Source organism: Rhizobium sp. P1_E1 (genome assembly GCF_056406015.1).
Map to the genome: position 1 here is coordinate 1 of NZ_JBFUAY010000071.1, position 26903 is coordinate 26903.

A 26903-nucleotide genomic window follows, 5' to 3' on the forward strand; every position below is an offset into this window, starting at 1 on the left:
GTGCTACAGCGTCCTTTGCGCGTCTGAAAAGACGCGCGGCGCTGTAGAAGGAAAACCGCCGGGCCTTTTACTGCACGCCCTTCAGTACATAGATCAGCGGCTTTTTCGGCAGAGTGCGCATGGAGACGGTGATACTGGCATCGGGCGCATTGCCGACGTCGAAATCCTTGCCGAACATCGAGACGAAGGCTTCGACTGGCGGGCCGCGTCGGTGCATCGGCAGGATCAACGACGAGCGTAGCCGCCTGATGACGCGGCTCATGCTGTCAGCGCCCATCGTCAGGCCACCGTCGACGGGGACCATGACGACGTCGAGGCGGCCGATCTCGGTATAATGGGCATCTGTCAGCTCGTAGTGCAGGTGGCCGAGATGGCCGATGCACAGGCCGGCGATCTCGAAGATAAATATGGAGTTGCCGTTCTCATGCGCGCCGCCGAGGCCGTAGCTGAAGCGGATATCCGTCGTAACGTTGCGGATATAGGCATCGCCGACGACGAGATTGATGTTGGCCTTTTCGCCCGGAATGTCGCTCCACCCATGCAGCACGTGCTTGATGCCGGGATCGGGGGTCAGGGTATAGTGGGTCGTGTGCGCTTTGTTCATGGTCACGACATCGGGCATCGTCGCCGGCCTGTACCAGCCATTATAGTCTGTCGCGATGACGATGCCGCCCGGGGTCTCGATCTCGAAGGTGGAATGGCCGAGGAAGGTCAGTTTGACGTCCTCGCCCTCGGAGACGGCAGGCATCAGCGGGGCGCCGGAAAAGCTTGCTAAGGTCGCCTTGGGGATGGTTTGCGCGATCGCCTGGCACTGGCTGACCGGCGGCCGCTGCTCTTGTGCCGCGGCAAGATCGGGCGCTGCGAAGGCCGCAAGGGATGCGATAGCGAGGATAAGATATTGCGGCTTCATGCCACTCCTCCGGCGCTCTATCACCTTCAACCGGCGCATAACCCGGAAAATCGATTCCGATTTGGGGTTATACCCGAGTGGCGGGGAGGATGCGGCATGAGGCCGCAGGGGTCCAGACGGCGGGTCCTCACAATTGCGTGTTGGACGGCCGCCTGTCGCCTGTTACCGCCAGAACTCCGGCACCGTTTCGGCCAGCCGCGGTCCGAGCCGGAGCGGCGCGATCTTTTCTGCAAGTCCTGTCGTATCCGAGATCTCCACGCCGACGCCGCAGATCGTCGCGGGGCCGTTCGCGGCTTCCATGCGGCCCTTTGGCATCTTGGAGATGAAGCGGTTGAGCGGCTCCTCCTTGTCCATGCCGAGAGAGGAGTCGTAGTCGCCGCACATGCCGGCATCCGACATATAGGCGGTGCCGCCGTTCAGGATCTGTGCGTCGGCCGTCGGTACATGCGTGTGGGTGCCGACGACGAAGCTGGCGCGGCCGTCGACGAAATGGCCGAAACACTGCTTCTCGCTGGTCGCCTCGGCATGGAAATCGAAGATGATCGCATCGGCCTGCTCCTTCAGCGGGCAGGCGTCGAGGATGACCTCCGCCGATTTGAAGGGGTCGTCGAGTTCGGGATGCATGAAGACCCGGCCCATGACGTTGGCGACGAGCACGCGCGCGCCGTTTCTGGCATAGAAAAGGCCGGAGCCACGGCCGGGCGTGCCTTGGGGATAGTTGGCGGGACGCAGGAACTGATCGTGCCGGCCGGCAAAAGCGACGGCTTCCTTCTGGTCCCAGACGTGGTTGCCTGTCGTCACCACATCGGCGCCGGCATTGATTGTTTCGAGAAAGATGTCCTCAGTGATGCCGAAGCCGCCGGCGGCATTCTCGCCGTTGACGATGACGAAATCGAGCTTGAGGTCGGAAACCAGGCCGGGAAGACGGTCCCAGACCGCCGTGCGTCCCGTCTTGCCGACCATGTCACCCAGAAAAAGCAGCCGCATTCCCTATCCAATCCAAGAGGCAAAAAAGCGAAGGCCGCTTTCTGTCAGGATGGCATCCAGGCTTATGTCGTGCGGCTCAGCGGGCACATGTGCCACTTCCTGGCAGTCGAATGCAATGCCGATCAGCTTCGGATGCAGGCCTTTTTGCCTCAGCCGGCTGATGGCGCGGTCGTAGTGGCCGGCGCCGTAGCCGATGCGGTGGCCGCTGATATCGAAGGCCGAAAGCGGCACCAGCATGATCTCGGGATCAAGAATGGCGGCATCTGCGCCGGGGCCGACCGTGCCGAAACCGGTGTCAACGAGGGGCGCACCTTCCGCCAGCTCGCGAAAGACGATGGTCTGCCGGTCGAGGATCGCCGGTACGCAGAGCCGCGCCCCACGCACGGCAAAGCGCGCCATCAGCGGCCTGAGATCGGCTTCCGAACGGATCGGTAGGAAGCCGGAGACGATCGTACCCAGCGCAAAACCGACGGCCTCGCCGGCATGTTCGGCCATTGCGAGGCTTTTGGAGGCGCGTTTCTCGGCGGGGATGGCGTCGCGTGCGGACAGCCGTTCGTTGCGCAGCTGCGCTTTCAATTCTTTCGCGGTCATTCGATCTGCCGGTTCTGAGAGATTTACTCGAGCATAGACGGCTGGATGTCCGATGCAAATGCCGGATGCGACGGTATCACGCGCGTTTCACGCCTCGTCCGCAGGCGGCTGCGGATCGTTAGATGACGATGCTTGTCGGTATTGTCGCGGCGCCGATGGAGAAGCCTGCCATATCAGCAACGGCATTGGCTCCGGCCTGCCGGTCTTGCTGCCGCAACTCGCGCATCGCCTTTTCGAGCACTTGCTTGAGTTCGCGCACCACCGCCTTGAACTCTTCCATCGTTTCGCGATCATCGGCCGAAATGCCCGAAAATTTCGGGGCATCCTCAGCGACGCTCGCATAGGCGTTGCGGGCGTTGGTGGCAGCGTCCGGTTCCTGCGAGCCGGTCTCGCCGGCCGCAGTTTCTCCTGCGCTATCCGTCAGCGCAGCATCGGCCCCGCTGGTTGCGACGGCCGCAGCACCCGTGGCTGCATCCATCGAAACCGCTGTTGCCGGGCTGCCGGTCGCGACAGCCGATGCGAATTCGGAGGCGGCCGCGCCGACCTTGCGCGCCAGTTCGGCGGCCAACCGGGCGACCACCTCAGGAGCCATGTTGGAGCTGCGGAGCATCTCCAATTGCTGTTTTGCTTCTTCGAGCTTGCGTTGCGCCTTCGCCTTGGCCTCGTCTCCCGAGTTCGCCAAGGTCTGGCGCATCTGCTGCAGCGCCTGGGTGGCGCGCTGCAGCTTCAGCACGCCTTGATCGGTCTCGCTTCCGGCGACTGAAATGGCTGCCGTCGAAGACGTGCCGCGCAAGATGATGGAGGCAGACGTGGTTGCGACCTGCATGGACAATCCCCCGATTTTTAATTCGGGCCCCCGATTGCAATTCGGGGCATTCTGCAACGTCAGACTTGCGTGGACCTGTGTCTTGGGGATTTCGGCAGCGCAGCAGCCAGCTGCTGCATCGTCTCCTCGAACAGAGGCGCTCCGCCGGGTGCCCAGCCGAGTGTGCGGATTTTCGCAGTGCTCATGGGATTGAGCGCAGCGCTATCGGCAGGGGCCGGCAGCGTGTGCCGACAGCCCGTCTCGCGGCGGATGGGCGAAAGGATATCGCGCGTGTCGACCGAGATGTCCGAGACGTTGAAGACCTCGCCGGAGATGCGGGTGCTTTCCGTCTCCAGCATCAGCCTTACCGCCCGACCGAGGTCGCGGCCGTGAACTTCCGTTCCCCGACGGGCAACAACCGGCCGGCCGGCGAGGTAATCGGCGATGAGGCCGTCCCATTTGTTCGGCGAGAGATCGCCATAGACGCCGGTTGCCCTCAAGCTTACGCCGGCAAAACCCGGCGTGGAGAGGTGGTCAAGCGCGCGTTCGGCATCGAGCTTGACCTGGCCGTAAAGTGTTTCTGGCTTGGCCAGCATCGTCTCCGTCAGTTCGGTTCCCTCGGGATGTTCGCCATAGGCGGCGCGGCTGGACAGGAAGACGCAGCGGCGCGTGCCGGCGCGTTTGGCGGCTTCGAAAAGCCGGACGGTGCCATCGAGGTTCAACCTGTGGAAGGTCTTCGGATCGTCGCCCTCGCCGCCACGATATTTGCCCGGAACATGGCTGAAGGCGGCGTGGACGAAGAAGTAGGCGTCGTCGAAGACGTCGATCTGATCCTTGTCGGGATCGAGCGAAAGCGCCGCGAACTCGACCGGGCGGGAGAAGAGGCGAGGCAGCGGCGCGCGGCGCCCGCCGACGATCACCTGATATCCGGCGGCCAGCAGTTCCTCGACGACATACCGGCCGACGAGACCCGTTCCACCCGATACCAGTACCTTCATGCTGCCCCTTCCGGATTGTCCAGCGCCGAGATCTCAGGCACATCGCCGCCATCGTGGAAACGGTGCCACAGATCGATCAAAGGTTGTAGTCGCGCTGCCTTGGGATGATCCTTTTCCCACGGTTTTTCATACTGGTAGTGCAGGATCGAAATGCTCTTCCAGTCCCAAAGCTCCGGCATGGTGAACCATACATATTGCAGCATGTTGAAATAAACCGGCAGGCCGTGCCAATCCGGGAAGAACGTCTCGAGAAAGGTCTGATCGGTGCGCCGCCAGAAGGCGTCCCGCCTGTCGAGCCTTTCGAGCATGTGCCGGAATGTGTCATGCGAGGGCGTCGCGACGAAGACACCGGAATTCATGYGGCGGAAGTCGGCGAGGCTTTCGTAGACATTGGGGGCGGCTGACAATTCCGGATAGAGGAAGAGCCTGTCGACGTTTTTCAACACGAGGGCGTCGGCATCGATGAAGACGCAGCGCTGGTATTCGACGAGCTGCCAGAGCCTGAGCTTGCAGAAATTGTCGAGCGGTGAATGGAAATCCGGTTTGCGACCCTTGGTGAAAGGGGCTGTCGAATGGAGCTGGCCGCGCGCATGGCGTTCGTTGAAGGCCGCAGACAGCGGCAGATGCTCGACCGCGATCAGGCGGCAGTCGAGTGCTGTCAGGGGCAAAAGAGCGGCCGCATCGACGCCGGCGGTGTGGAGAATGACGATGTCAGCCCCGGTGCCGGTTCGGCGCAAGGAGCGGGCAAGCGCGGTTGCGCCCATGGCGTAGTCGGCATTGGTGACGAGTGTGACATAAGCGAAACGGGCGGGGATGCCGCTGGCGCTCGTCATATTGCGGGACTCACGAGACGGATTTCAGCCGCTTGCCTTCCGGATCGTGATTGATCGTCGCGGCGATGTCCTTGGTCCAGGCGGAGACGGCCGGAACGCGGGCGCGGTCGACGCGATAGGCGAATTTCTTGGCGACGTCGACGATTTCGCCGAGCAGGCCCGCTTCCAGCGTGATCGGGTCGAGGCCGAGATCGCGGAATTTTTCGTTCCGGACGATCAACTCGTTCTCTGCGGCTTCCTTGCGCGGGTTGGGCAACCAGGCAATGTTGGCGCCGCTCATCCTGGCGATCATCTCGGCGAGGTCGCGCACCCGGTGGGTTTCCGTCATCTGGTTGAAGATCTCGACGCGGGCGCCGCGCGCCGGCGGATTTTTCAGCGCCAGTTCGATGCAGCGCACGGAATCCTGGATATGGATGAAGGCACGGGTCTGACCACCGGTGCCGTGCACCGTCAGCGGGTAGCCGATTGCCGCCTGGATGAGGAAGCGATTCAGCACCGTGCCGTAATCGCCGTCGTAGTCGAAACGGTTGATCAGCTGCGCATGGCGGCGCGTCTGCTCGGTATGTGTGCCCCAGACGATGCCCTGGTGCAGATCGGTGACCCTCAGGCCATCATTCTTTGCATAGAACTGGAAGAGAAGCTGATCCAGGCACTTGGTCATGTGATAGATCGAGCCGGGATTGGAGGGGTAGAGGATTTCCTGGTTGACCGTCTCGCCACCTGAAGTTTCGATGCCGACCGGCAGGTAACCTTCGGGGATCGCCGCGCCGACCGTCGAATAGCCGTAGACGCCCATGGTGCCGAGATGGATGAGATGGGCATCGAGATTGAGTTCCGTCAGCGCGTTCAGCAGGTTGTGCGTGGCGCTGACATTGTTGTTGACGGTGTAGTTCTTGTGGCGGTCGCTCTTCATCGAATAGGGTGCGGCCCGCTGTTCGGCGAAATGGATGACGGCATCCGGGCGGTGTTCGGAAAGCCAGTTTTTCAGGAGTTCGTAATCCTTGGCGAGATCGATCAGATTGAAGTGGATGCGGCGTCCGGTTTCGGCATGCCAGATGCGGGTGCGCTCCTGGATCGAATCCATCGGGGTCAGCGACTGAACGCCAAGTTCGGTGTCGATCCAGCGGCGGGAGAGATTGTCGAGGATATGGATGTCGTGACCGGCATCGGAGAGATGCAGCGAGGTTGGCCAACCAATGAAACCGTCTCCGCCCATAACCGCAATCTTCATCACATCGTCTCCTGATTGGTCGCTCATTATCGGGAATAGTTAGGAATTGTGACAATCATTCAATGCTTGCCTGTCGGGAAGTGTTGCGCCAAACAGGGCACCTGAGTTTGGAGAAAATTATGACGGAACGCCCTTTTTCCATTTCGGGAGAGCTGACGGAGGCCGGACACCGCCTCGTTCAGCGGGTCTATTATGAAGATACTGACTTTTCCGGCCTGGTCTATCACGCCCGCTACCTGCATTTCCTGGAGCGCGGGCGTACCGATTATCTGCGCTGCCTCGGCGTCGAGCAGCGCGAACTCGTCAGCGCCGATGAGGAGGGCCTCGTTTTCGTTGTCCACCGCATGGAGATCGACTTCAAAAGCCCGGCGCGCATGGACGATGTGCTGACGATCCTGACACACACAGAGAAAGCCGGCGGCGCCAAGATGGTGCTCAATCAGCAGATCCGCTCGGGCGAGACGCTGCTGATCGCCGCCAAGGTGATCATCGCCGTCATCAACGCCCGGGGGCGGCCAAGGCGGTTGCCGGAAACACTGGCAGCGAAATTCCTGGAAGGCAGCATGCCGCTATAGGCCGAATTGCCGAAAAATCGGACCTTGTCAAAACTTGAACTTTATGTGAAGGAATTCCCGCGCCGCAGGATGAGCGCTCTTTCGGCAGCCGGACCTTGCTCCGGTCAAGTAATCCATGGAACGAAATCTTCCAAATACAGGCTTACTGTCACAGTCCGGCACTAACGATCTATTAACCATAATGGTGTCTTACTGGGAAAGTCGGAGTTTGTGCGGTGCACGCCTTCCTTTGACCAAATTTGACGGCAAGAAGGCGGAAGATGAGCTTGGAAGTTTGACCAGGGCTTTGGGCGGCGGCCGCCGGACACTTCTTGCGAGATCAGTTTGTGCCGCCCGGTCCAGCACCGGGCGTTTGGATTCGGGGATTTTGGATCAATGGAACAAGTAGGATTGGCAGCAGGAACGACGGACGTCAGCCTCTGGTCGCTTTTCATGCAGGCCGGCATCGTCGTCAAGCTCGTGATGCTCGGGCTCATCGCAGCCTCGGTGTGGACGTGGGCTATCGTCATCGACAAATACCTGGCCTATGGCCGCGCACGACGCCAGTTCGACAAGTTCGAGCAGGTGTTCTGGTCGGGCCAGTCGCTGGAAGAACTCTATCGCTCGCTGTCGGAACGCAACAATACCGGTCTGGCGGCGATCTTCGTGGCCGCCATGCGGGAGTGGAAGAAATCCTTCGAACGCGGCGCCCGCTCGCCGATCGGCCTGCAGATGCGTATCGACCGTGCGATGGACGTGACGCTCGCCCGTGAGACCGAATTTCTCGGCGCCCGCCTTGGATCGCTCGCGACCATCGGCTCGGCCGGTCCGTTCATCGGTCTGTTCGGCACAGTCGTCGGCATCATGACCTCGTTCCAGGCAATCGCCGGTTCGAAGTCGACCAACCTTGCGGTCGTCGCGCCCGGTATCGCCGAAGCGCTGCTTGCCACTGCGATCGGCCTCGTCGCCGCTATCCCGGCAGTTATCGCCTACAACAAGTTCTCTGCCGATGCCGGCAAGCTCTCGGGTCGAATGGAAGGTTTCGCGGATGAATTCTCCGCCATACTTTCGCGCCAGATCGACGAGAAACTGCAGCCTCGCGCTGCCGCTCAGTAACCAACGGAGTATTCTCACATGGGTATGGCTGTTGGAGGCAATGGCGGCGGAGGCGGCGGACGCCGCCGTCGCGGCGGTCGGAACAGGGCCGTGATTTCCGAAATTAACGTGACGCCGCTCGTCGACGTCATGCTGGTGCTTTTGATCATCTTCATGGTCGCGGCACCGATGATGACCGTCGGCGTGCCGATCGACCTGCCGGAAACGCAGGCCAAGGCGCTGAATTCCGAGACGCAGCCGATCACCATCTCCGTCAAGAACGACGGCGAGGTGTTCCTGCAGGAAACACCGATCCCGGCGGCGGAGATCGCCGCCAAGCTCGAGGCGATCGCCACCACCGGTTATAACGAACGTATCTTCGTGCGCGGTGACGCAACAGCGCCCTACGGCGTCATCGCCGACGTCATGGCCCGTATTCAGGGTGCAGGCTTCAAGAATATCGGCCTGGTGACGCAGCAGAAGAAGGACCAATAGCGCGCAAAATGAAGGCCAGTGTCATCACATCTGCTGTTTTGCACGGCCTGGTGCTCACCTGGGCGATGGTGTCGCTTGGCGCTCCGGAATCCTTCAAGGTAGAGGATTTCGAGGCGATGCCGGTCGATCTCGTGCCGGTTGAGTCCATTACGCAGATGCAGCAAGGCGACAAGAAGGCTCCGAAGAAGGAGACTTCCGCGCCCGTGCCTACGACACGGCCGCCGATCGCACAGCCGGCCGAGAATGCCGGCGACAACAATGTCGACCTGAAGACGCCGCCGGTCCCGAACGCCAAGCCCAGCAATAGCGAAGCGGCCGCAGCGAATTCGAGCGAAAAGCCGATGCCGAAGACCGATCCGGTCCCGAACGATGTCAAGGATATCGTCAAGGAGGAAACGGAAGTCGAGCAGCCGAAGCAGGTCGCCTCCATTCCACCGCCGAAGCCTGTCGAAGTGACGCCGCCGAAGCCTGAGGAAAAACCGCCGGAAGAGCAGGCCAAGCCTGAGGAACCGCCGAAGCCCGATGCCGAGGCGCTGCCGGACAATGTGCCCACGCCTGTCGCCAAACCGCAGGTGAAGCCGCCGGAACCACAGAAACCCGCCGAAAAGCCGCCGGAAAAAACCCCGGACCAGCCGAAGACCGCCGAGAAGCCGACTGACAAGAAGAAGGCCGATCAGAAGCAGGAAATGGCGAAATCGGCTTCGTCGATGAAAAGCGATTTCAATGCCGATGAGGTTGCGGCGTTGCTGAACAAAACCGATCCTTCCGCAGGCGGTGCGAAGCGCTCGACCCAGGAGGCATCGCTGGGTGCGAAGAAGAGCAATGGTGGCTCGAAACTCAGCCAAAGCGAAGAAGATGCGATGCGCAGCTTGATCGAGGGTAATTGGCTTGTGACGCCCGGAATGGAAGGCCTTTCCGGCATGGTCATCAAAGTGCACATGAAGCTCGACAAAGACGGCAACATTATCGGCCAGCCGAAAGTCGAGTCGTCGGGCGGCAGCAGCAGCGACTCTACACGCCGCGCGTTGGAAGGCGGTGCTTATAGAGCTGTCATGAAGTCTGCACCCTTCTCGACGCTTCCGAAGGACAAGTATGACGCCTGGAATGAGGTCGAGCTTAACTTCGATCCAAGCAGCATGGGAATCTAGATGCTGACGGACCTGTCCCATGGCAACCAGTCTTTTGCAGCCGTCATCGTGCTCGGCGCGATTCTGGTCTGTGCTTCTCAGGCGTCGGCACAGCCAGCCAACGCGGTGATTTCCGACAAAGCGATCATGGACCTGCATCAAGCAGTCACTCGTTATTTCAATGTTCCTCCCGGGCGTGCGGGGAGCGGTGAAATCGTAATCAAGGTCCACATGAGGCTCGATAAGACCGGCGCGATCGTTGGTTCGCCCGAGGTAACAGCCGCGGGCGGCAGCGAAGCGGATCGGAAAAGCCTGTCGGCTGCGGCTCTCCGCGCGGTGCTGCGTGCATCGCCATTCACCATGCTTCCGAAAGAAAAATACGAATCCTGGAAAGAAGTCGTCCTGCGCTTCAAACCACCCAGCGATCCGACTCCATAGATGCTGAAAGGCTGTTTGGTATGACAAAGTGTTCTTTTTTCCGCGCCATTTTGGTCGCAGCCGGTCTGATGACCGCTGCCGTCTTCGCGACGCCGGCCAATGCGCTCGTCACCCTCGACATCCGAAAGGGTAACGTCCAACCGCTGCCGATTGCGGTGACCGACTTTCTGCAGGGTGATATGGGTGCGCAGGTCTCCCAGGTCATCGCTGCCGACCTGCAGCGCTCCGGCTTGTTTGCCCCGATCAGCAAGACCGCCTTCATCGAGAAGATAACGAACCCCGATGCCGCGCCGCGTTTCGAAGACTGGAAGGTCATCAATGCCCAGGCGCTGGTCACCGGTCGGGTCACCCAGGAAGCCGATGGCCGCCTTCGTGCCGAATTCCGTCTCTGGGACCCGTTTGCCGGCCAGCAGATGACCGGGCAGCAGTTCTATACCCAGCCTGAGAACTGGCGGCGTGTTGCCCACATCATCGCCGATGCGATCTATAAGCAGATCACCGGTGAGGAAGGCTATTTCGACACTCGCGTCGTCTTCGTCTCGGAATCCGGCACCAAGCAGCAGCGCAAGCGCCAGCTGGCGATCATGGACCAGGACGGCTTCAACATCCGCATGCTGACCGATGGCAGCGATCTCGTTCTGACACCGCGCTTCTCGCCGAGCCGGCAGGAAGTCACCTACATGTCCTTTGCCAACCAGCAGCCGCGCGTCTACCTGCTGCAGCTCGAAACCGGGCAGCGCGAGGTCGTCGGCAATTTCCCGGGCATGACCTTCTCGCCGCGCTTTTCGCCGGACGGACAGAAGGTGATCATGAGCCTGCAGCAGGAAGGCAATTCCAACATCTATACGATGGACCTGCGCTCGCGCACGACGACGCGGTTGACCTCGACGGCTGCGATCGACACATCGCCCTCCTATTCGCCTGACGGAGCGCGTGTCAGCTTCGAAAGCGACCGCGGCGGAAAGCCGCAGATCTACGTGATGAATGCCGATGGCTCCGGCCAGACCCGCATTTCCTTCGGCGACGGATCCTATTCGACGCCGGTCTGGTCGCCGCGCGGCGATCTCATCGCCTTCACCAAACAGGCCGGCGGCAAATTCTCGATCGGCGTGATGAAGCCGGATGGTTCGGGCGAACGCATCCTGACGACCGGCTTCCACAATGAGGGCCCGACCTGGGCGCCGAACGGCCGCGTCCTGATGTTCTTCCGCCAGGCGGCAGGGTCGGGCGGTCCGCAGCTCTATTCGATCGATCTGACCGGTTACAACGAGCAGCTTGTGAAGACGCCGACCTACGGTTCCGACCCGGCCTGGTCACCGCTTCTGGAGTAGGCGATGCACTGCCGCCTTCATGTCGCCCCAAAGTCATGGAAACCGGGCGGCTACGGGACAAATCAGTAAATCGTTAACCATAATCTTTGAGGGGCGGTTAACCGAGTGCGGTTACTGTCCGGAAACCCTGATGAAATCGCAAGGAGACCGGCCATGAGCCGAATTCATACCCCGGCAATGAGCCGCATGCAGAATTTCGCCCGCAACCCCGTCATGATCGCGCTTATCGCCGGTCTCGCGCTCGCAAGCTGCGCCAAGAAGCCGCCGAACAGCGCCGGCGACCTCGGCCTCGGCACCGGTGCTGGTGGGGCTGCAACGCCGGGCTCTGCCCAGGACTTCACGGTCAATGTCGGCGACCGCATCTTCTTCGATACCGACTCCTCGTCGATCCGCGCCGATGCTTCGCAGACGCTCGACCGTCAGGCCCAGTGGCTCGCCCGCTACCCGAACTACCAGATCACCGTCGAAGGCCATGCCGACGAACGCGGCACGCGCGAGTATAACCTCGCGCTCGGCGCCCGCCGTGCGGCTGCCGCCAAGGACTATCTCGCTTCGCGCGGCGTCCCGGCGCAGCGCCTGAAGACGATTTCCTACGGCAAGGAACGTCCGGTCGCCGTCTGCGACGATATTTCCTGCTGGTCGCAGAACCGCCGCGCGGTTACCGTGCTTGGCGGCGCCGGCATGTAATTGCCGAGCAACAATTCGCTTTTTCGACGGGCGGTCCCATCAGGGGCCGCCTTTTCTTTTTGACCACACTTTGGCCAGACTCCGTTGCTTTTTGAAAGCAATTGGAAAAATCTCCTGTTCGTGCCATCGAGGTGCGAAGAATCACTGGGACAGGACGATACATATGAAGAAACTTGTCGTGGCAGGCATGCTGTGCCTCGCGGCTGTGACCGGAAGCGAACGAGCGGCCTATTCCGCCTCGTTCTTCGGGCTACATCTCGGCGGCCGATCCGCGGAAAACCAGGCGGCGCCGCCTGTTGTCAAGGTGCAGAGCGGCGACGCGGAGGTCCGCGTGCAGCAGCTCGAAGAGCAACTGCGGCAGTTGAACGGCCGGATCGAAGAGATGAGCTTTCAGCTTCTGCAGATGCAGGAGACGATCCGCAAACAGCAGGAAGACAATGAATTCCGCTTCCAGCAGCTCGAAAAGACGGGCGGCGCCGGAGGTGCCACCAAGGCTCCTGTCAAGAAGAGCGAGACCGATGCCGCTCCGGCCGCCTCCGGCGGCGACGACATCGCCAAGGTAATTCAAGCACCGCAGGGAGCCGAAACGGCTCCCTCCACCAGCGTGCCGGAGAATGGCGGCCTCGGCCAGCCGCCGAAGGAGCTCGGCTCGATCGATTTCGATCAGAGCGGCAATCCGATCGGTGGAAGCGTCGACGAAAATGCCACAATCGGTTCCGGGCCGATTCCCGATGCCAACACCAAAACGCCGCAGCAGACCGCCTCGCTCGGCAGCGAAGCCGACCAGTACAAGGCCGCCTATGGCCACGTGCTGTCCGGCGATTACAGCACGGCCGAACAGGAATTCACGCAGTATATCACCCGCTACCCGAGCAGCGCGCGGTCGGCGGACGCCAATTTCTGGCTCGGCGAAGCTCTTTATTCGCAGGGTAAGTACAATGAGGCGGCCAAGACCTTCCTCAATGCGCACCAGAAATACGGTACATCGGAAAAGGCGCCGGAAATGCTGCTGAAGCTCGGCATGTCGCTTGCCGCCCTCGACAATACCGAGACGGCCTGTGCGACACTGCGCGAAGTGTCGAAGCGTTATCCGAAGGCGTCGCGTGCCGTCATAAGCAAGGTTGCGAGCGAACAGAAGCGCCTCGCCTGCTAAGGTCTTCCGGAATGTCTCCGGAAGCAACATCGCCTCAACTGGCGATCCTCCAGTTTCTCACGTCGCTTCAAAGCCCTGCGCGCATTCTCGTCGCGATATCAGGCGGCAGCGATTCCATCGGCCTGCTTCTTCTTCTCGATCAAGCCGTAAAGGCCGTGCCCCATCTCAAGATTTCGCTTTGCGCTGCGACCGTCGATCATGCGTTGCGCGCCGGCTCCGCAGACGAGGCGCGTGAAGTCGCAGCCCTCTGCGCATCGCTCGACATTCCCCACACCATCATGATCTGGCAGGGCGACAAGCCGAAAACCGGCATCATGGCTGCGGCCCGAGAGGCACGTTATGGCTTGCTTGCGACCGCCGCCACAGACTTCAAAGCCGATCTCATCGTCACGGGGCATACACTCGACGACCAGCGCGAAACACTGCAGATGCGTGGGATGCGAACAGAGCAGGTTTCGACCGGTATTGCAGATGCAGTGCTCTTTGACCGGCGTTTCTGGATTTTACGTCCGCTTCTTTTTTCCACCCGGGCGGATATCCGCGCTTTCCTGAAAGAGCGGGGCGTGCCGTGGATCGACGATCCCAGCAACGAGGATATAACGTACGAGCGTGTGCGGATGCGCAGGCAGCTTTCGGCCGATGTAGGCATGGAGAAGGATATCAGCGCGGCCTGGGAGGAGCGCCTGGCACTGTCGTCCAGAGGAGCCGAATGGCTGGATCGTCATTTCCGGCTTCACAGCGGTCTGCTCGGGCAGGTGATGCCTGACGGGTTGCGGCAGGATCGCGCAGTCCTCGACTATGTACTCGCCCGTCTGGCAGCCGTTTTCGGTGGGCAGCCGTTTGCGCCGGGGAGGGGGCATATGGAGCGTATCCTTGCATTTGCCACCGGCAGCAAGCCGGGACGCATGACCGCCGGCAGGGTAGTGTTCGATCTGCGGCATGACGGGCTCTATCTGGCGCGCGAGAACCGGGGGATATCGCCGCTGGCATTGCGCCCGGGCGAGGCCGGGGTTTGGGATGGCAGGTTTTATGCGCGCAATGGGTCGGCCGCATCAATTGAAATCCAGGCCGCTGCTGCACACGCGCAAGACACATCACGCTTTATTGAGCCAATCACCGCGCAGACGCGCGGTGCCTGGATTCCGGTGACGAGCACAGGAATGACGGAGTATATGCAGCGCTTTCCCAAGAGCGCATGGAAGCGCGCTATCGCTTCGGCGCCGGTATTATCCGCCGAAGAGAGCCTTTTATCTGAGGAATCCGCCCGCATGGTCGAACGAACACCCTATTTCGCACCCTTCGACCGCTTTTTGACACGATTTGACTTCATCTTTGCCAATAGGCTTTCGGCGGTTTTCGCGACGGCGCCCTATGCGAGGCTGCCTTTAAGAAGTATTGACGGAAAAACCATCTGACTTGGGGGATCGCCTTGGCAACGGCACGGCGCAACCCTATGTTAGAAACGAATAAGACGGTCGCCATGAGGCGGCTGTTCCATGCTGGGGAGTTCAATGAACCCTAACTTACGTAATTTCGCCTTGTGGGCGATCATAGCGCTTCTGCTGATCGCCCTTTTCAGTATGTTTCAGACGGCGCCGGCGCAGACGGGCTCCCGCGAAATCCCTTATTCGCAGTTTCTGCGTGAGGTCGATGCGGGCCGCGTGAAGGATGTCGTGGTGACGGGCAACCGTCTCTCCGGAAGCTATGTTGAAAATGGCACCACCTTCCAGACCTATTCACCTGTGATCGACGATAGTCTGCTCGATCGCCTGCAATCGAAGAATGTCCTGGTTTCCGCCCGTCCTGAAACGGACGGCTCTTCGGGTTTCCTCAGCTATCTCGGCACGCTTTTGCCGATGCTTCTGATTCTCGGCGTCTGGCTGTTCTTCATGCGGCAGATGCAAGGCGGCTCACGCGGCGCGATGGGCTTCGGCAAGTCCAAGGCCAAGCTTTTGACTGAAGCGCATGGCCGCGTGACTTTCGAAGACGTCGCCGGTGTCGACGAGGCCAAGCAGGATCTCGAGGAAATCGTCGAATTCCTGCGTGATCCGCAGAAGTTCCAGCGTCTTGGCGGCAAGATCCCGCGTGRCGTGCTGCTCGTCGGCCCTCCGGGCACCGGCAAGACGCTGCTCGCCCGCTCGGTCGCCGGCGAAGCCAATGTGCCCTTCTTCACCATTTCGGGCTCCGACTTCGTCGAAATGTTCGTCGGCGTCGGCGCAAGCCGCGTGCGCGATATGTTCGAGCAGGCGAAGAAGAATGCGCCCTGCATCATCTTCATCGACGAAATCGATGCCGTCGGCCGCCATCGCGGCGCCGGTCTCGGCGGCGGCAATGACGAACGCGAGCAGACGCTGAACCAGCTGCTGGTCGAAATGGACGGCTTCGAGGCGAATGAAGGCGTGATCCTGATCGCCGCCACCAACCGCCCCGACGTGCTCGATCCTGCGCTGCTGCGTCCCGGCCGTTTCGACCGTCAGGTCGTCGTGCCGAACCCCGACATCGTCGGCCGCGAGCGTATCCTCAAGGTGCATGCGCGCAACGTTCCGCTGGCGCCGAATGTCGATCTCAAGATTCTCGCCCGCGGCACACCCGGTTTCTCCGGCGCCGACCTGATGAACCTTGTCAACGAAGCCGCTCTGATGGCCGCCCGCCGTAATAAGCGCGTCGTCACCATGCAGGAATTCGAAGACGCCAAAGACAAGATCATGATGGGCGCCGAGCGCCGTTCCTCGGCGATGACCGAGGCGGAAAAGAAGCTCACCGCTTACCATGAGGCCGGTCACGCCATCACCGCGCTCAATGTCGCCGTCGCCGATCCACTGCACAAGGCGACGATCATTCCGCGCGGCCGTGCGCTCGGCATGGTCATGCAGCTTCCCGAGGGCGATCGCTACTCGATGAGCTACAAGTGGATGGTTTCGCGCCTCTGCATCATGATGGGCGGCCGCGTTGCCGAGGAGCTCACCTTCGGCAAAGAGAACATCACGTCGGGTGCCTCTTCCGACATCGAGCAGGCCACCAAGCTTGCCCGCGCCATGGTCACGCAGTGGGGCTTCTCCGACCAGCTCGGTCAGGTCGCCTATGGCGAGAACCAGCAGGAAGTCTTCCTCGGCCACTCGGTTTCGCAGTCGAAGAATGTTTCGGAAGCAACCGCGCAGAAGATCGACAATGAAGTGCGCCGCCTGATCGACGAGGCCTATACCCAGGCCCGCACGATCCTGACGGAAAAGCACGACGAATTCGTCGCTCTTGCCGAAGGTCTGCTCGAATACGAGACGCTGACCGGCGAAGAGATCAAGGCGCTGATCCGCGGTGAAAAGCCTTCTCGCGATCTCGGCGATGATTCGCCGCCGAGCCGCGGCTCGGCCGTTCCGAAGGCCGGCGCACGGCCAGCCACCAAGGGTGACGAGCCCGAAGGCGGCCTCGAACCGCAGCCGCATTGAACAGCGGCACCAATCCGAACAAGGCCGGATTTCCGAAGTGGGAGATCCGGCCTTTTCTATTGGTAACGGGATATAATCATTTTTCTTGCTAATTTACGTGCTGATCGCCGCATTTTGTGGCATTCCGCTGAATTGAGGCAAGCATGAATCACGCTCGTGGATTGACGACATTCCACTGAAGCCGGATTCGCTTGGAACGGTGCGCTGCCTTGAATGGCGCGCGGAAAGCGCAGGAGTGCAGATGAAAAGACGCTATTTCGGTACGGACGGCATTCGCGGCCAATCCAATGTCTTCCCGATGACGCCGGATCTCGCCATGCGGGTCGGCATTGCCGCCGGTACGATCTTCCGCCGCGGCAACCATCGCCATCGCGTCGTTATCGGCAAGGATACGCGCCTTTCCGGCTATATGCTTGAGAACGCCATGGTCGCGGGCTTCACGGCTGCCGGCCTCGACGCCTTCATTCTCGGCCCGATCCCGACACCAGCTGTTGCCATGCTGACGCGCTCGCTGCGCGCCGATCTCGGCGTGATGATCTCGGCGTCGCACAATCCATACGAGGATAACGGCATCAAGCTCTTCGGCCCTGACGGTTACAAGCTGTCCGACGACATCGAGGCCGAGATCGAGGATCTGCTCGAAAAGGATCTGAATGCCCAGCTTGCCAAATCCGATGATATCGGCCGCGCCAAACGCGTCGACGGGGTGCATGACCGCTATATCGAACATGCCAAGCGCACGCTGCCGCGCGACGTGACGCTGCAGGGTCTGAGGATCGCGATCGATTGCGCCAATGGTGCTGCCTACAAGGTGGCACCCGCCGTGCTCTGGGAGCTCGGCGCCGAGGTCGTCACAATCGGCAACGAGCCGAACGGCACCAACATCAATCTCAATTGCGGCTCCACCAGCCCCGTCGCGCTGCAGAAAAAGGTCGACGAGGTGCGCGCCGATATCGGCATAGCGCTCGATGGCGATGCCGACCGCGTCATCATCGTCGATGAAAACGGCTCGATCGTCGACGGCGACCAGCTGATGGCCGTTATCGCCGAGAGCTGGGCCGAGAGCCAGCAACTGCGCGGCAACGGTATCGTCGCCACCGTCATGTCCAATCTCGGCCTCGAGCGCTTCCTCGACGAGCGCGGCATGGCGCTTGCCCGCACGCGGGTCGGCGACCGCTACGTCGTCGAGCATATGCGCCAACACAATTACAATGTCGGCGGCGAGCAGTCCGGCCATATCGTGCTTTCGGATTACGGCACGACCGGCGACGGTCTCGTCGCGGCGCTGCAGATCCTGGCCGCGGTCAAGCGCACCGGCCGGACCGTCAGCGAGGTCTGCCGTCGCTTCGAGCCGGTGCCGCAGCTCCTGCGCAATGTCCGCATCAGTGGCGGCAAGCCGCTGGAGGATATCCAGGTGCAGAAGGCGATCGCCGATGCCGAAGCCGAACTGGCCAGGAACGGCCGCCTCGTCATCCGCCCTTCGGGCACCGAGCCGCTGATCCGCGTCATGGCCGAGGGCGACGACCGCGCCCAGATCGAGCGCATCGTCAACGAGCTGATCGGCACGATCTCGAACGTCCGGACCGCCGCCTGATTTTTTAGGGACGAAATTTCAAAAGCCGGTACGTAGGTGCCGGCTTTTTCGCTGTTGGCGCCTTCGGTTCGAAGATCCACTCCGGATGGACTTCCCGCCGAAACCGTTTCCGCCCTTCCGAAGACAACATGTCAATGAATTGCCAGCTTGGCTTCCGGTAGGGAGCAAGCGTCGGCAACTGCACGATGTCGGGCGCGGTGAGCACTGAGGCGGCGTCCGCGGAAATCTGCCGATATCTTTGGCGACAGCGCTGTCAACCGCCACACGCGGATGCTACACGGCGGCGTTTGCATTCAAAGGAAATATCATGAAAAAACTGGTGCGCCTGCTGCTGACGATCGCTCTCGCATTCGTCGTCTTTACTGGTTTCCGGTGGTATCGCTACATCAGCAACACCGACAGCCCTTACGATGAAATCGGCATCACGCTCAACAATGCCATGCCAGGCCCGATCAATGCCTGGGGCTGTGCCCAGCTGAAAACGACCTTTGGCACCTCCTTGCCACCGTACGGCTGCGCCGCCGAAAACGCGACGCAATGGAAGTAACAGCAGGATTCGCCGAGTGGAGCAGCCGATCCATCTGACGGCGAAGGTAACCGACTTAACCATTTGACAGCAGCGGACTTCATGGCGTTGCAGCTGGCGGTCTTCGGCAAGTGCGGCGGCTGCCAGCCTTCGGCCGACCTTCACCATGTCGAGGAACTTGCTGCCAATCTTTCTCTTAACGTTTCTTCCTATTTATAGTTAAGCAGCTTTTAACGTTTCCCATTCATTATCCATACGAAGCGTACCAGATTGGCAGCGACTGAGCCTGCCGACGCAACGGATTTTGGAGTGGGATCCATGAAAAGAAGCTTGTCCGGCATCTTCGCCGCATTGTTGATCGCGACAAACGCCTATTCCGCGGACCTCGCCCCTGCCGAGCCTATCCCGGAGCAGCCGCCTGAGGTGACGGTCACCGAAGCGACCGGCTGGTACCTGCGCGGCGATGTCGGCTATGCCTTCACCGATCTGCGCGGCGCCCGCTATTTCCAGGGCAGCAACGCAACGGAAGTCGATTTCGACGACGCCGATCTGGATGATGCATGGACCATCGGCGGCGGTGTCGGTTATCAGATCAACAGCTATCTGCGCACCGATCTGACCTTCGACTATCTCACCCAGGCAGATTTCAAGGGCTCGACAGTCGGGCAGTGCGGCTTTCCTCTGGTGGACTGCACCTCGAGCGACCGCTCCTCGCTGACAGCCTATACGCTGCTCGCCAACGCCTATGTCGATCTCGGCACCTACGGCTACGTCACGCCTTATGTCGGCGCCGGTATCGGTGGTTCCTATGTGAAATGGAAGAACCTGCGCAACGTCGCCTGCGCCGATGACGGCAGCTTCTGCGACGACCAGGTCACCCACGGCGGCAAGGGCAACTGGCGCTTCACCTACGCCCTCATGGCCGGCGCTTCGATCGACGTGACCTGCAACATCAAGGCCGATGTCGGCTACCGTTACCTGCATATCGATGGCGGCAACATGTTCGGCTATGCCGAAAATGGCGGCCCGGGCCGCGACAAGGGTCTCAGCGCCCACGAAGCTCGCGTCGGCGCCCGTTATCTCTTCGGCGGCTGCGCCCAGGCGAGCTATGAACCACCGCCGGAAATCCCGCTGCAGCAGCCTGTCTACAAGTAAATTTGATCGCCTGACGCCAGAAGCCGCCCCCAACCGGGCGGCTTTTTGCATTGTGGCCGCCCTACCGCCCTGCGTCAAAATATGTTCCGCCCGCGACACTTCGATCTTGACTATGACGTGTCGGATCCATACACACGGCGGCGGGACACCCTTCCCCAACGAAGGGCTTTCTATCTGAGAGGATAGCATCATGGCGAAGACCGCAAAGCCGGACATCCGTCCGCACAATACCCATTTCTCTTCTGGCCCTTGCTCGAAGCGCCCCGGTTGGTCGCTCGAAGCCCTTTCCGACGCGGCCCTTGGCCGTTCGCACCGCGCGAAGGTCGGCAAGGCCAAGCTCAAGCAGGCCATCGACCTTACCCGTGAAATTCTTGAAGTGCCGGCGGACTACCGCATCGGCATCGTTCCGGCGTCCGACACCGGGGCCGTCGAAATGGCGCTCTGGTCGCTGCTCGGCGAACGTGGCGTCGACATGCTCGCCTGGGAAAGCTTCGGCGCCGGCTGGGTCACCGATGTCGTCAAGCAGCTGAAGCTCAAGGATGTGCGCAAGCTCGAAGCCGGTTACGGCGAGCTTCCCGATCTCTCCGCCGTCGATTTCGACCGCGACGTCGTCTTCACCTGGAACGGCACAACCTCAGGCGTGCGCGTTCCGAATGCCGATTTCATCCCGGCCGACCGCAAGGGCCTGACGATCTGCGACGCCACTTCGGCGGCTTTCGCACAGGAACTCGATTTCGCCAAGCTCGATGTCGTCACCTTCTCCTGGCAGAAGGTTCTGGGCGGCGAGGGTGCGCACGGCGTCATCATTCTTTCGCCGCGCGCCGTCGAGCGTCTGGTCACCTACACGCCGGCCTGGCCGCTGCCGAAAATCTTCCGCATGACCTCGGGCGGCAAGCTGACCGAAGGCATCTTCCAGGGCGAGACGATCAACACGCCGTCGATGCTCTGCGTCGAGGACTATATCGATGCGCTTGTCTGGGCCAAGCAACTCGGCGGCCTCAAGGGGCTGATCGCGCGTGCCGATGCCAATGCCAAGGTCATCCACGATTTCGTTGCGGCAAACGACTGGATCGCCAATCTCGCCGTCAAGGCGGAAACGGCCTCCAACACCTCCGTTTGCCTGAAGATCGTCGATAAGGACATCGCAGCCCTCGATGACGACGGCCAGGCGAATTTCGCCAAGGGTCTGGTCGGCCTCCTGGAAAAGGAAGGTGTCGCCTATGACGTCGGCCATTACCGCGACGCGCCGTCCGGCCTGCGCATCTGGGCCGGCGCCACGATCGAGGCATCCGACATGCAGAAGCTGATGCCCTGGCTTTCCTGGGCCTTCGAGACGCAGAAGGCGCAGCTTAATCAGGCTGCCGCCTGAGGTGATCGCATCCGGCTCCGCCATAGGGCGGAGCCCAGCATTCCTGATTCATTCATCGCTGAACACTTTTGAAGGAGGCCCTCATGGCACCTCGCGTTCTCGTATCCGACGAATTGTCGGAAACCGCCGTCCAGATCTTCCGCGACCGCGGCGTCGAAGTCGATTTCGAACCGCAGCTCGGCAAGGACAAAGACCGTCTGCTCGAAGTCATCGGCAAGTACGATGGCCTGGCCATCCGCTCTGCCACCAAGGTGACGGAAAAGATCATCGAGGGGGCGACGAACCTCAAGGTCGTCGGCCGTGCCGGCATCGGCGTCGACAATGTCGATATCCCGGCCGCCTCGCGCCGCGGGATCATCGTCATGAACACGCCCTTCGGCAACTCGATCACGACAGCCGAACACGCGATCGCGCTGATGTTCGCCGTCGCCCGCCAGCTTCCGGCAGCCGATACCTCGACGCAGGCCGGCAAGTGGGAGAAGTCGAAGTTCATGGGCGTCGAGATCACCGGCAAGACGCTCGGCGTCATCGGCGCCGGCAATATCGGCTCGATCGTCTGTGCCCGCGCCATCGGCCTCAAGATGCACGTCGTCGCTTACGATCCGTTCCTGTCCAAGGAGCGCGCCGAGGAGATGGGCGTCACCAAAGTCGAACTTGAAGAGCTTTTCGCCAGGGCCGATTTCATCACGCTGCATGTGCCGATGACCGACAAGACGCGCGGCATCCTCAACAAGGAAGCGCTGGCAAAGACCAAGCCCGGCGTGCGCATCATCAACTGCGCCCGCGGTGGCCTGGTCGATGAGGCAGCGCTTGCCGAAGCAATCAAGTCGGGCCATGTCGCGGGTGCCGCCTTCGACGTGTTCGAGGTCGAGCCCGCCAAGGAAAGCCCGCTCTTCGGCCTGCCGAACGTCGTCTGCACGCCGCATCTTGGCGCCTCGACGACCGAGGCGCAGGAGAACGTCGCTTTGCAGGTGGCTGAACAGATGGCGGATTACCTCGTCAATGGTGCGGTCTCCAACGCTATCAACATGCCGTCGATCACGGCGGAGGAAGCGCCGATCCTGAAGCCCTTCATCCGCCTTGCCGATGTTCTCGGCGCCTTCGTCGGCCAGGTCACCGAAGAGCCGATCAAGGAAATCGAAATCCTCTATGACGGCATCACCGCCAACATGAACACGCGGGCGCTGACGAGTGCTGTGCTCGCCGGCCTCATCCGTCCGCAGGTCGCCGACGTCAACATGGTTTCGGCGCCGATCATGATCAAGGAAAAGGGCATCGTGCTTTCCGAGGTCAAGCGCGACAAAACCGGCGTCTTCGACGGCTACATCAAGTTGACGGTGACCACCGAAAGCATGACGCGCTCGGTCGCCGGCACGGTGTTTTCGGACGGCAAGCCGCGCTTCATCCAGATCAAGGGTATCAACCTCGATGCCGATGTCGGCTCGCACATGATTTACATCACCAATACCGACGTTCCCGGCATGATCGGCTTCATCGGCACGACGCTTGGTGCTGCCGGCGTCAACATCGCCAACTTCCAGCTCGGCCGTGACAAGCAGGGCGGCGACGCCATCGCGCTGCTCTATGTCGACGGCAAGGTTGATGACGCCGTGCTTGCTGAGTTGACCGCCCACCAGGCGGTTCGCCAGGCAAAGCCGCTGACCTTCAATATCGACTGAGTTTTTCCTCCCGAGGAAATGAAAAACCCGGCGCCGGAAACGGCGCCGGGTTTTTTCGTGTCAGGAACCGATGAATCTTAATGCGCGTCGCGCTTTAAATCTTTTTTTGATCCATGTCGTGGTCCCAAAACCGATGCACACGTTTGGGCGACATGCATTAGTGGTGCCGGCGTTTCCGGCGGAGGATTTTGCCGAAACGGGCGACATCGTCTTCAGCCTTCGTGCGGTGAAGGAAGGCGAGCCTGCTGCCGTCGAGGCCCTGAAAGAATTCGTCCCAGGAAATCTCTTCCGGTTCCGAGGAAAAATCGACGCGGACGGTTTCGCTGTCCGGTGCGTTCTTGATTCGGGCGGGATGGCCTCCGCGCGCCTCGATCCAATGTCTGATTCTGCTGTAATCCGTCGTCGTGCCGAACCTGCCCATGAAACCCTCCTCAGCAATTCGAATGCGACATCGATCACCCGCAACGCACGATCGACGGAATTGTTCCAGGACGCCAAAATTATTTTATCGAGAACCGAGATCGTGACAGCAGGCCGCCGCTTTGCACATTCTGAAGGCGGAAGCCTAAAGTTTAACCCTAAGTATGATTCTGATTTTATTTAACTTTTCTCGGTATATCCCTGGCATCGGCATCAACCGCACGCGAATTTCCATGGCCCCCTTGCAGAAGACCGAGCAGACCGAAGCATTGAACGACGACTTCCGGTCATTGTTTGCAACGCATCCGTCGCCGATGTGGGTCTATGATCCGGCATCGCTGCGCTTTCTTATCGTCAACGAGGCGGCGGCAGCACTTTACGGCTACGGCGCGGACGAATACCGGCGCATGACGGTTCTGGATATCCGCCCTGAGCATGAGCGGGAACGGATGGTCGACGCCGTCAGCGGCCGTACCGACATGGAAAAGGCGGAGCGTTGGGTTCACCTCAAGGCAAGTGGTGAGACCTTCGAAGTGCTGACCTATGGCCGAGAAGTGCGTTTCGAGGGCCGAGCGGCAATCCTGGCGATCGTGCAGGACCGCACCGAGGTCAATGCCGCCAGACGCCAGATCAGCGATACGCGCTCGCTTCTCGACAGCATCGTCGACAACCTGCCGGTCGGCGTCTTCGTCAAGGACATGGAAGCGGACGGGCTTTACGTTCTCTTCAACGAGGCCTGCGGCGACATTGTGGGCATGAGGGCCGAGCACGTGGTCGGCCGAACCGACCGGGCGCTGTTTCCCCCCAGTCAGACAGACGCCTTCCGCGAGCAGGATCGCCGGGCCTTCGAAGCCAATACGGCGATCAGCTTCGAGGAGAGCATGCTGCGCGCCGATGGTGTGCCGCGCCTCCTGCGCACCGTCAAGCGCGCCCTGCCGACGCCGGAGGGCCAAGCGCCGCGTTATCTGCTCGGCATCTCGCAGGACGTGACGGAGGAGCGCTCCGTCGAGGCAAAGCTTGCCCATCTCGCCATGCATGATCCGCTCACCGGCCTGCCGAACCGGGCGGCATTTTCCAAACATATCAACCGGCGGGCGGTCGAGGCGACCGCCGACAGCCCGATCGCATTGCTTTATATCGACGTCGATCACTTCAAGCATATCAACGACAGCAAGGGACATGCCGCCGGCGACGCGCTGCTTTGCCAAGTATCGGAGCGGCTGCTGCAGCTGGCGGAGGAGGGCGATCTCGTCGCCCGCCTCGGCGGCGACGAATTCGCCGTCGTACTGGAGCTCGACGAGCCGGAGCGGGCCGGGCGTTTTGCGCAACGGCTGCTCAAGGCGCTCAGCCGTGCCTTCGATCTCGACGGCGCCCGGGAGCATGTCACCTGCAGCATCGGCATCGCCTTGGCGCCGGATCATGCCGGCGACGCGGACGTGCTGATGCGGCATGCGGATCTGGCGCTCTATGCCGCCAAGGAGAGCGGGCGGTCGACCTATCGCTTCTACGAGGCGGAGATGCGGCTTGCCGCCGAGCGCCGGCACGTGATGACCGCCGAACTGTGGGAGGCGCTGGAGAAGCGCCAGTTCGAACTGCACTACCAGCCGATCGTGCAGCTCGATAATGACGGCATCGGCGGCTTCGAGGCGCTGATCCGCTGGCGCCATCCCAAGCGCGGGCTGGTGGCGCCGATGGAATTCATTCCGCTCGCCGAGGAGACCGGCCTCATCGTGCCGATCGGCGACTGGGTGATCCGGGAAGCCTGCCGCGCGGCCGCCGGCTGGCCCGCGCATCTGAGGATCGCCGTTAATCTCTCCGTCAGCCAGTTTCGGCATGTGAGCCTGCTTTCGACCGTGGTCGCGGCGCTCGACGAGACGGGCCTCAATGCCGACCGGCTTGAAATCGAAATCACCGAGTCCGTATTCCTGACTGATGCCGACCAAAGCCTGCCGCGGCTGCGCGCATTGAAGGAGCTCGGTGTTCGCATCGCCATCGACGATTTCGGCACCGGTTATTCGTCGCTGAGCTATCTCAGGTCCTTCCCCTTCGACAAGATCAAGCTCGACCGTAGCTTCGTTTCGGGCATTGAGACGGATGCCGGCAATCTCGCCATCGTGCGCGCCGTCGTCGGCATCGGTTCCGGCTTCAACGCGACGACGCTGGCCGAAGGGATCGAGACGGAAGAGCAGTTGCAGAAGCTGCGCGCCGAAGGTTTCAGTGAGGTGCAGGGCTATCTGCTCGGCCGGCCGATGCCGCAGCACGAGGCAGAGGCGCTGATCCACGGCCGCGCTCTGAAGGCGGCTTCGTCACGCAGATAGAGTCGTTTAAGCGACAGCTGGGAGTGGCGTCCGAGGAAATGCGTGCCGCCGGATCCCATCAAGCATTCGTCATTTTGAGAAAGGTGGGCGAAGCCGCATAATTGTCGTGGGCTGGAAAGGAGGATGTTTATGAAACGCTTTTCATTCTCGATGATCGGACTGGCGCTCGTAACCGCCATCATCGCCAATCCGGGCATTGCATTCGCCTGCAACAAGCTGATCGGCACCTGAGCTGCACCCCCCGCTTCCAAGGCGCGGCTTTGGCTGCGCCTTCTCTTCACGCGGGAATGCGAAATATCGGTACCCGAAGGCTGCCCCTTGCGCCCAAGGACAATCCTTTCTATATCGGTGCCTCATCGAGAGACGGCGGCCGATCCCGCCGGAGATCAGCAATCCGCCGCAATTGCAGCGCAAGGGCGGATCGTGACCGCGCAGAATTGGCACCATCGTTGAACACACTGGATTTTGACAAGAAGCCGGAAGAGACCCGTGTCGTCGTCGCCATGTCGGGCGGCGTCGATTCATCCGTTGTCGCTGGCCTTCTCAAACAGCAGGGTTACGACGTGCTCGGCATTACGCTGCAGCTTTACGATCATGGCGCCGCTGTTCACCGCGCCGGCTCCTGCTGCGCCGGCCAGGATATCGACGATGCGCGCCGCGTTTGCGAAACACTCGGCATCCCGCATTACGTGCTCGATTATGAAAAGCGATTTCGCGAGACCGTGATCAACCCCTTCGCCGAAAGCTATGTGGCGGGCGAAACGCCGATCCCTTGCGTTTCCTGCAACCAGACCGTCAAATTCGCCGATCTTCTGGCGACCGCCAAGGAGCTCGGTGCCGATGCACTGGCGACCGGCCACTATATCCGCTCGGGACCGAACCCTTCGCCCGAAAATCCCGGCCGCCGCGCGCTTTTCCGCCCGGCCGATGCCGACCGCGACCAGAGCTATTTCCTCTTCGCCACGACGCAGGAACAGATCAATTATCTCCGCTTTCCCCTGGGCGGACTGCCGAAGGCCGAGACCCGCAGGCTTGCCGAAGAGATGGGCCTCGTCGTTGCCAAGAAGGCCGACAGCCAGGACATCTGCTTCGTGCCGCAGGGCAAATATTCCGACGTCATCACCAAGCTGAAGCCGAATGCGGCGCTCGCCGGCGAGATCGTCC

The 26903-nt window shown here is 61.2% G+C and carries 25 protein-coding genes; 17 read left to right on the forward strand and 8 right to left on the reverse strand.

Going from position 1 to position 26903, the window contains the following annotated elements:
* Positions 1 to 67: 67 nt before the first annotated feature.
* The 7 genes from AC1D1Z_RS21605 to AC1D1Z_RS21635 all read right to left on the reverse strand — a co-directional run bounded on the left by AC1D1Z_RS21605 (position 68) and on the right by AC1D1Z_RS21635 (position 6355).
* Positions 68 to 910 carry an MBL fold metallo-hydrolase gene (locus tag AC1D1Z_RS21605; protein WP_477851657.1) on the reverse strand — a complete coding sequence of 281 codons (843 nt, stop codon included), beginning with the start codon at positions 908 to 910 and terminating at the stop codon, positions 68 to 70.
* 162 nt (positions 911 to 1072) lie between these two features.
* Positions 1073 to 1897, reverse strand: coding sequence for a TIGR00282 family metallophosphoesterase (locus AC1D1Z_RS21610; RefSeq protein ID WP_011653409.1), 825 nt, complete (start codon positions 1895 to 1897; stop codon positions 1073 to 1075).
* Between the two features lie 3 nt (positions 1898 to 1900).
* Complete coding sequence (locus tag AC1D1Z_RS21615) at positions 1901 to 2488, reverse strand: 5-formyltetrahydrofolate cyclo-ligase (RefSeq protein ID WP_018243443.1); 588 nt, start codon at positions 2486 to 2488, stop codon at positions 1901 to 1903.
* A 118-nt stretch (positions 2489 to 2606) separates the two neighbouring features.
* Positions 2607 to 3314: an AAA family ATPase gene (locus AC1D1Z_RS21620; protein ID WP_130653001.1), complete on the reverse strand. Its 708-nt coding sequence runs from the start codon at positions 3312 to 3314 to the stop codon at positions 2607 to 2609.
* A 59-nt stretch (positions 3315 to 3373) separates the two neighbouring features.
* A complete protein-coding gene (locus AC1D1Z_RS21625) occupies positions 3374 to 4291 on the reverse strand; it encodes an NAD-dependent epimerase/dehydratase family protein (RefSeq protein ID WP_130653000.1) in 918 nt (305 codons plus the stop codon).
* Positions 4288 to 5124 carry a glycosyltransferase gene (locus AC1D1Z_RS21630; RefSeq protein ID WP_477851658.1) on the reverse strand — a complete coding sequence of 279 codons (837 nt, stop codon included), beginning with the start codon at positions 5122 to 5124 and terminating at the stop codon, positions 4288 to 4290. Before AC1D1Z_RS21630 ends, AC1D1Z_RS21625 begins: the two co-directional genes overlap by 4 nt.
* A gap of 10 nt (positions 5125 to 5134) precedes the next feature.
* Positions 5135 to 6355: an NAD-dependent epimerase/dehydratase family protein gene (locus AC1D1Z_RS21635; RefSeq protein WP_018243439.1), complete on the reverse strand. Its 1221-nt coding sequence runs from the start codon at positions 6353 to 6355 to the stop codon at positions 5135 to 5137.
* Positions 6356 to 6474: 119 nt separating this feature from the next.
* Here AC1D1Z_RS21635 and ybgC point away from each other — a divergent pair, with 119 nt between their 5' ends.
* The 15 genes from ybgC to serA all read left to right on the forward strand — a co-directional run bounded on the left by ybgC (position 6475) and on the right by serA (position 23001).
* A complete protein-coding gene (ybgC, locus tag AC1D1Z_RS21640; RefSeq protein ID WP_018243438.1) occupies positions 6475 to 6930 on the forward strand; it encodes a tol-pal system-associated acyl-CoA thioesterase in 456 nt (151 codons plus the stop codon).
* Between the two features lie 375 nt (positions 6931 to 7305).
* Complete coding sequence (gene tolQ, locus AC1D1Z_RS21645; protein WP_130652998.1) at positions 7306 to 8025, forward strand: protein TolQ; 720 nt, start codon at positions 7306 to 7308, stop codon at positions 8023 to 8025.
* A gap of 18 nt (positions 8026 to 8043) precedes the next feature.
* A complete protein-coding gene (tolR, locus tag AC1D1Z_RS21650; protein WP_003542730.1) occupies positions 8044 to 8499 on the forward strand; it encodes a protein TolR in 456 nt (151 codons plus the stop codon).
* An 8-nt stretch (positions 8500 to 8507) separates the two neighbouring features.
* Positions 8508 to 9647, forward strand: coding sequence for a hypothetical protein (locus AC1D1Z_RS21655; RefSeq protein ID WP_477851659.1), 1140 nt, complete (start codon positions 8508 to 8510; stop codon positions 9645 to 9647).
* Positions 9648 to 10064 (forward strand): hypothetical protein, encoded by a 417-nt coding sequence (locus AC1D1Z_RS21660; protein ID WP_130652996.1) that lies wholly within the window; start codon positions 9648 to 9650, stop codon positions 10062 to 10064. It abuts the gene before it with no gap.
* A 20-nt stretch (positions 10065 to 10084) separates the two neighbouring features.
* Positions 10085 to 11395, forward strand: a complete 1311-nt coding sequence (gene tolB, locus AC1D1Z_RS21665; protein ID WP_130652995.1) for a Tol-Pal system beta propeller repeat protein TolB — start codon at positions 10085 to 10087, stop codon at positions 11393 to 11395.
* Positions 11396 to 11548: 153 nt separating this feature from the next.
* Positions 11549 to 12082, forward strand: a complete 534-nt coding sequence (gene pal / locus AC1D1Z_RS21670) for a peptidoglycan-associated lipoprotein Pal (protein ID WP_018243435.1) — start codon at positions 11549 to 11551, stop codon at positions 12080 to 12082.
* Between the two features lie 163 nt (positions 12083 to 12245).
* Positions 12246 to 13235, forward strand: coding sequence for a tol-pal system protein YbgF (gene ybgF, locus AC1D1Z_RS21675; RefSeq protein ID WP_130652994.1), 990 nt, complete (start codon positions 12246 to 12248; stop codon positions 13233 to 13235).
* An 11-nt stretch (positions 13236 to 13246) separates the two neighbouring features.
* A complete protein-coding gene (gene tilS, locus AC1D1Z_RS21680; protein WP_130652993.1) occupies positions 13247 to 14650 on the forward strand; it encodes a tRNA lysidine(34) synthetase TilS in 1404 nt (467 codons plus the stop codon).
* A gap of 96 nt (positions 14651 to 14746) precedes the next feature.
* Complete coding sequence (gene ftsH, locus AC1D1Z_RS21685) at positions 14747 to 16678, forward strand: ATP-dependent zinc metalloprotease FtsH (RefSeq protein WP_477851660.1); 1932 nt, start codon at positions 14747 to 14749, stop codon at positions 16676 to 16678.
* Between the two features lie 241 nt (positions 16679 to 16919).
* Complete coding sequence (glmM, locus tag AC1D1Z_RS21690) at positions 16920 to 18272, forward strand: phosphoglucosamine mutase (protein WP_018068990.1); 1353 nt, start codon at positions 16920 to 16922, stop codon at positions 18270 to 18272.
* Positions 18273 to 18579: 307 nt separating this feature from the next.
* Positions 18580 to 18819, forward strand: coding sequence for a hypothetical protein (locus AC1D1Z_RS21695; RefSeq protein ID WP_018243432.1), 240 nt, complete (start codon positions 18580 to 18582; stop codon positions 18817 to 18819).
* A gap of 297 nt (positions 18820 to 19116) precedes the next feature.
* Positions 19117 to 19953 (forward strand): outer membrane protein, encoded by an 837-nt coding sequence (locus AC1D1Z_RS21700; RefSeq protein WP_032980655.1) that lies wholly within the window; start codon positions 19117 to 19119, stop codon positions 19951 to 19953.
* A gap of 190 nt (positions 19954 to 20143) precedes the next feature.
* Positions 20144 to 21322, forward strand: coding sequence for a phosphoserine transaminase (locus tag AC1D1Z_RS21705; protein ID WP_047622671.1), 1179 nt, complete (start codon positions 20144 to 20146; stop codon positions 21320 to 21322).
* Positions 21323 to 21405: 83 nt separating this feature from the next.
* Complete coding sequence (serA, locus tag AC1D1Z_RS21710; RefSeq protein ID WP_003542699.1) at positions 21406 to 23001, forward strand: phosphoglycerate dehydrogenase; 1596 nt, start codon at positions 21406 to 21408, stop codon at positions 22999 to 23001.
* Between the two features lie 157 nt (positions 23002 to 23158).
* Here serA and AC1D1Z_RS21715 read toward each other — a convergent pair whose 3' ends face one another.
* On the reverse strand, positions 23159 to 23422 hold the full coding sequence (locus AC1D1Z_RS21715) for a hypothetical protein (RefSeq protein ID WP_018068984.1): 264 nt from the start codon (positions 23420 to 23422) through the stop codon (positions 23159 to 23161).
* A gap of 163 nt (positions 23423 to 23585) precedes the next feature.
* On the opposite strand from AC1D1Z_RS21715, the gene AC1D1Z_RS21720 reads away from it, so the two are divergent.
* Entirely contained in the window at positions 23586 to 25739 is a 2154-nt protein-coding gene (locus AC1D1Z_RS21720; protein WP_130652992.1) for a putative bifunctional diguanylate cyclase/phosphodiesterase, read from the forward strand.
* 449 nt (positions 25740 to 26188) lie between these two features.
* On the forward strand, positions 26189 to 26903 hold a 715-nt coding region (gene mnmA / locus AC1D1Z_RS21725; protein WP_477851661.1), incomplete at its 3' end, for a tRNA 2-thiouridine(34) synthase MnmA.

Bases quoted from the DNA above. Each gene is read 5' to 3' on its own strand.
- tolR (WP_003542730.1), top strand. From the start codon at position 8,044: ATGGGTATGGCTGTTGGAGGCAATGGCGGCGGAGGCGGCGGACGCCGC.
- ybgC (WP_018243438.1), top strand. From the start codon at position 6,475: ATGACGGAACGCCCTTTTTCCATTTCGGGAGAGCTGACGGAGGCCGGA.
- AC1D1Z_RS21720 (WP_130652992.1), top strand. From the start codon at position 23,586: ATGATTCTGATTTTATTTAACTTTTCTCGGTATATCCCTGGCATCGGC.
- AC1D1Z_RS21700 (WP_032980655.1), top strand. From the start codon at position 19,117: ATGAAAAGAAGCTTGTCCGGCATCTTCGCCGCATTGTTGATCGCGACA.
- ybgF (WP_130652994.1), top strand. From the start codon at position 12,246: ATGAAGAAACTTGTCGTGGCAGGCATGCTGTGCCTCGCGGCTGTGACC.
- AC1D1Z_RS21605 (WP_477851657.1), bottom strand. From the start codon at position 910: ATGAAGCCGCAATATCTTATCCTCGCTATCGCATCCCTTGCGGCCTTC.
- pal (WP_018243435.1), top strand. From the start codon at position 11,549: ATGAGCCGAATTCATACCCCGGCAATGAGCCGCATGCAGAATTTCGCC.
- AC1D1Z_RS21610 (WP_011653409.1), bottom strand. From the start codon at position 1,897: ATGCGGCTGCTTTTTCTGGGTGACATGGTCGGCAAGACGGGACGCACG.
- serA (WP_003542699.1), top strand. From the start codon at position 21,406: ATGGCACCTCGCGTTCTCGTATCCGACGAATTGTCGGAAACCGCCGTC.
- AC1D1Z_RS21620 (WP_130653001.1), bottom strand. From the start codon at position 3,314: ATGCAGGTCGCAACCACGTCTGCCTCCATCATCTTGCGCGGCACGTCT.
- tolB (WP_130652995.1), top strand. From the start codon at position 10,085: ATGACAAAGTGTTCTTTTTTCCGCGCCATTTTGGTCGCAGCCGGTCTG.
- glmM (WP_018068990.1), top strand. From the start codon at position 16,920: ATGAAAAGACGCTATTTCGGTACGGACGGCATTCGCGGCCAATCCAAT.
- AC1D1Z_RS21615 (WP_018243443.1), bottom strand. From the start codon at position 2,488: ATGACCGCGAAAGAATTGAAAGCGCAGCTGCGCAACGAACGGCTGTCC.
- AC1D1Z_RS21655 (WP_477851659.1), top strand. From the start codon at position 8,508: ATGAAGGCCAGTGTCATCACATCTGCTGTTTTGCACGGCCTGGTGCTC.
- AC1D1Z_RS21695 (WP_018243432.1), top strand. From the start codon at position 18,580: ATGAAAAAACTGGTGCGCCTGCTGCTGACGATCGCTCTCGCATTCGTC.
- AC1D1Z_RS21660 (WP_130652996.1), top strand. From the start codon at position 9,648: ATGCTGACGGACCTGTCCCATGGCAACCAGTCTTTTGCAGCCGTCATC.
- tilS (WP_130652993.1), top strand. From the start codon at position 13,247: ATGTCTCCGGAAGCAACATCGCCTCAACTGGCGATCCTCCAGTTTCTC.
- AC1D1Z_RS21715 (WP_018068984.1), bottom strand. From the start codon at position 23,422: ATGGGCAGGTTCGGCACGACGACGGATTACAGCAGAATCAGACATTGG.
- AC1D1Z_RS21625 (WP_130653000.1), bottom strand. From the start codon at position 4,291: ATGAAGGTACTGGTATCGGGTGGAACGGGTCTCGTCGGCCGGTATGTC.
- tolQ (WP_130652998.1), top strand. From the start codon at position 7,306: ATGGAACAAGTAGGATTGGCAGCAGGAACGACGGACGTCAGCCTCTGG.
- AC1D1Z_RS21705 (WP_047622671.1), top strand. From the start codon at position 20,144: ATGGCGAAGACCGCAAAGCCGGACATCCGTCCGCACAATACCCATTTC.
- AC1D1Z_RS21635 (WP_018243439.1), bottom strand. From the start codon at position 6,355: ATGAAGATTGCGGTTATGGGCGGAGACGGTTTCATTGGTTGGCCAACC.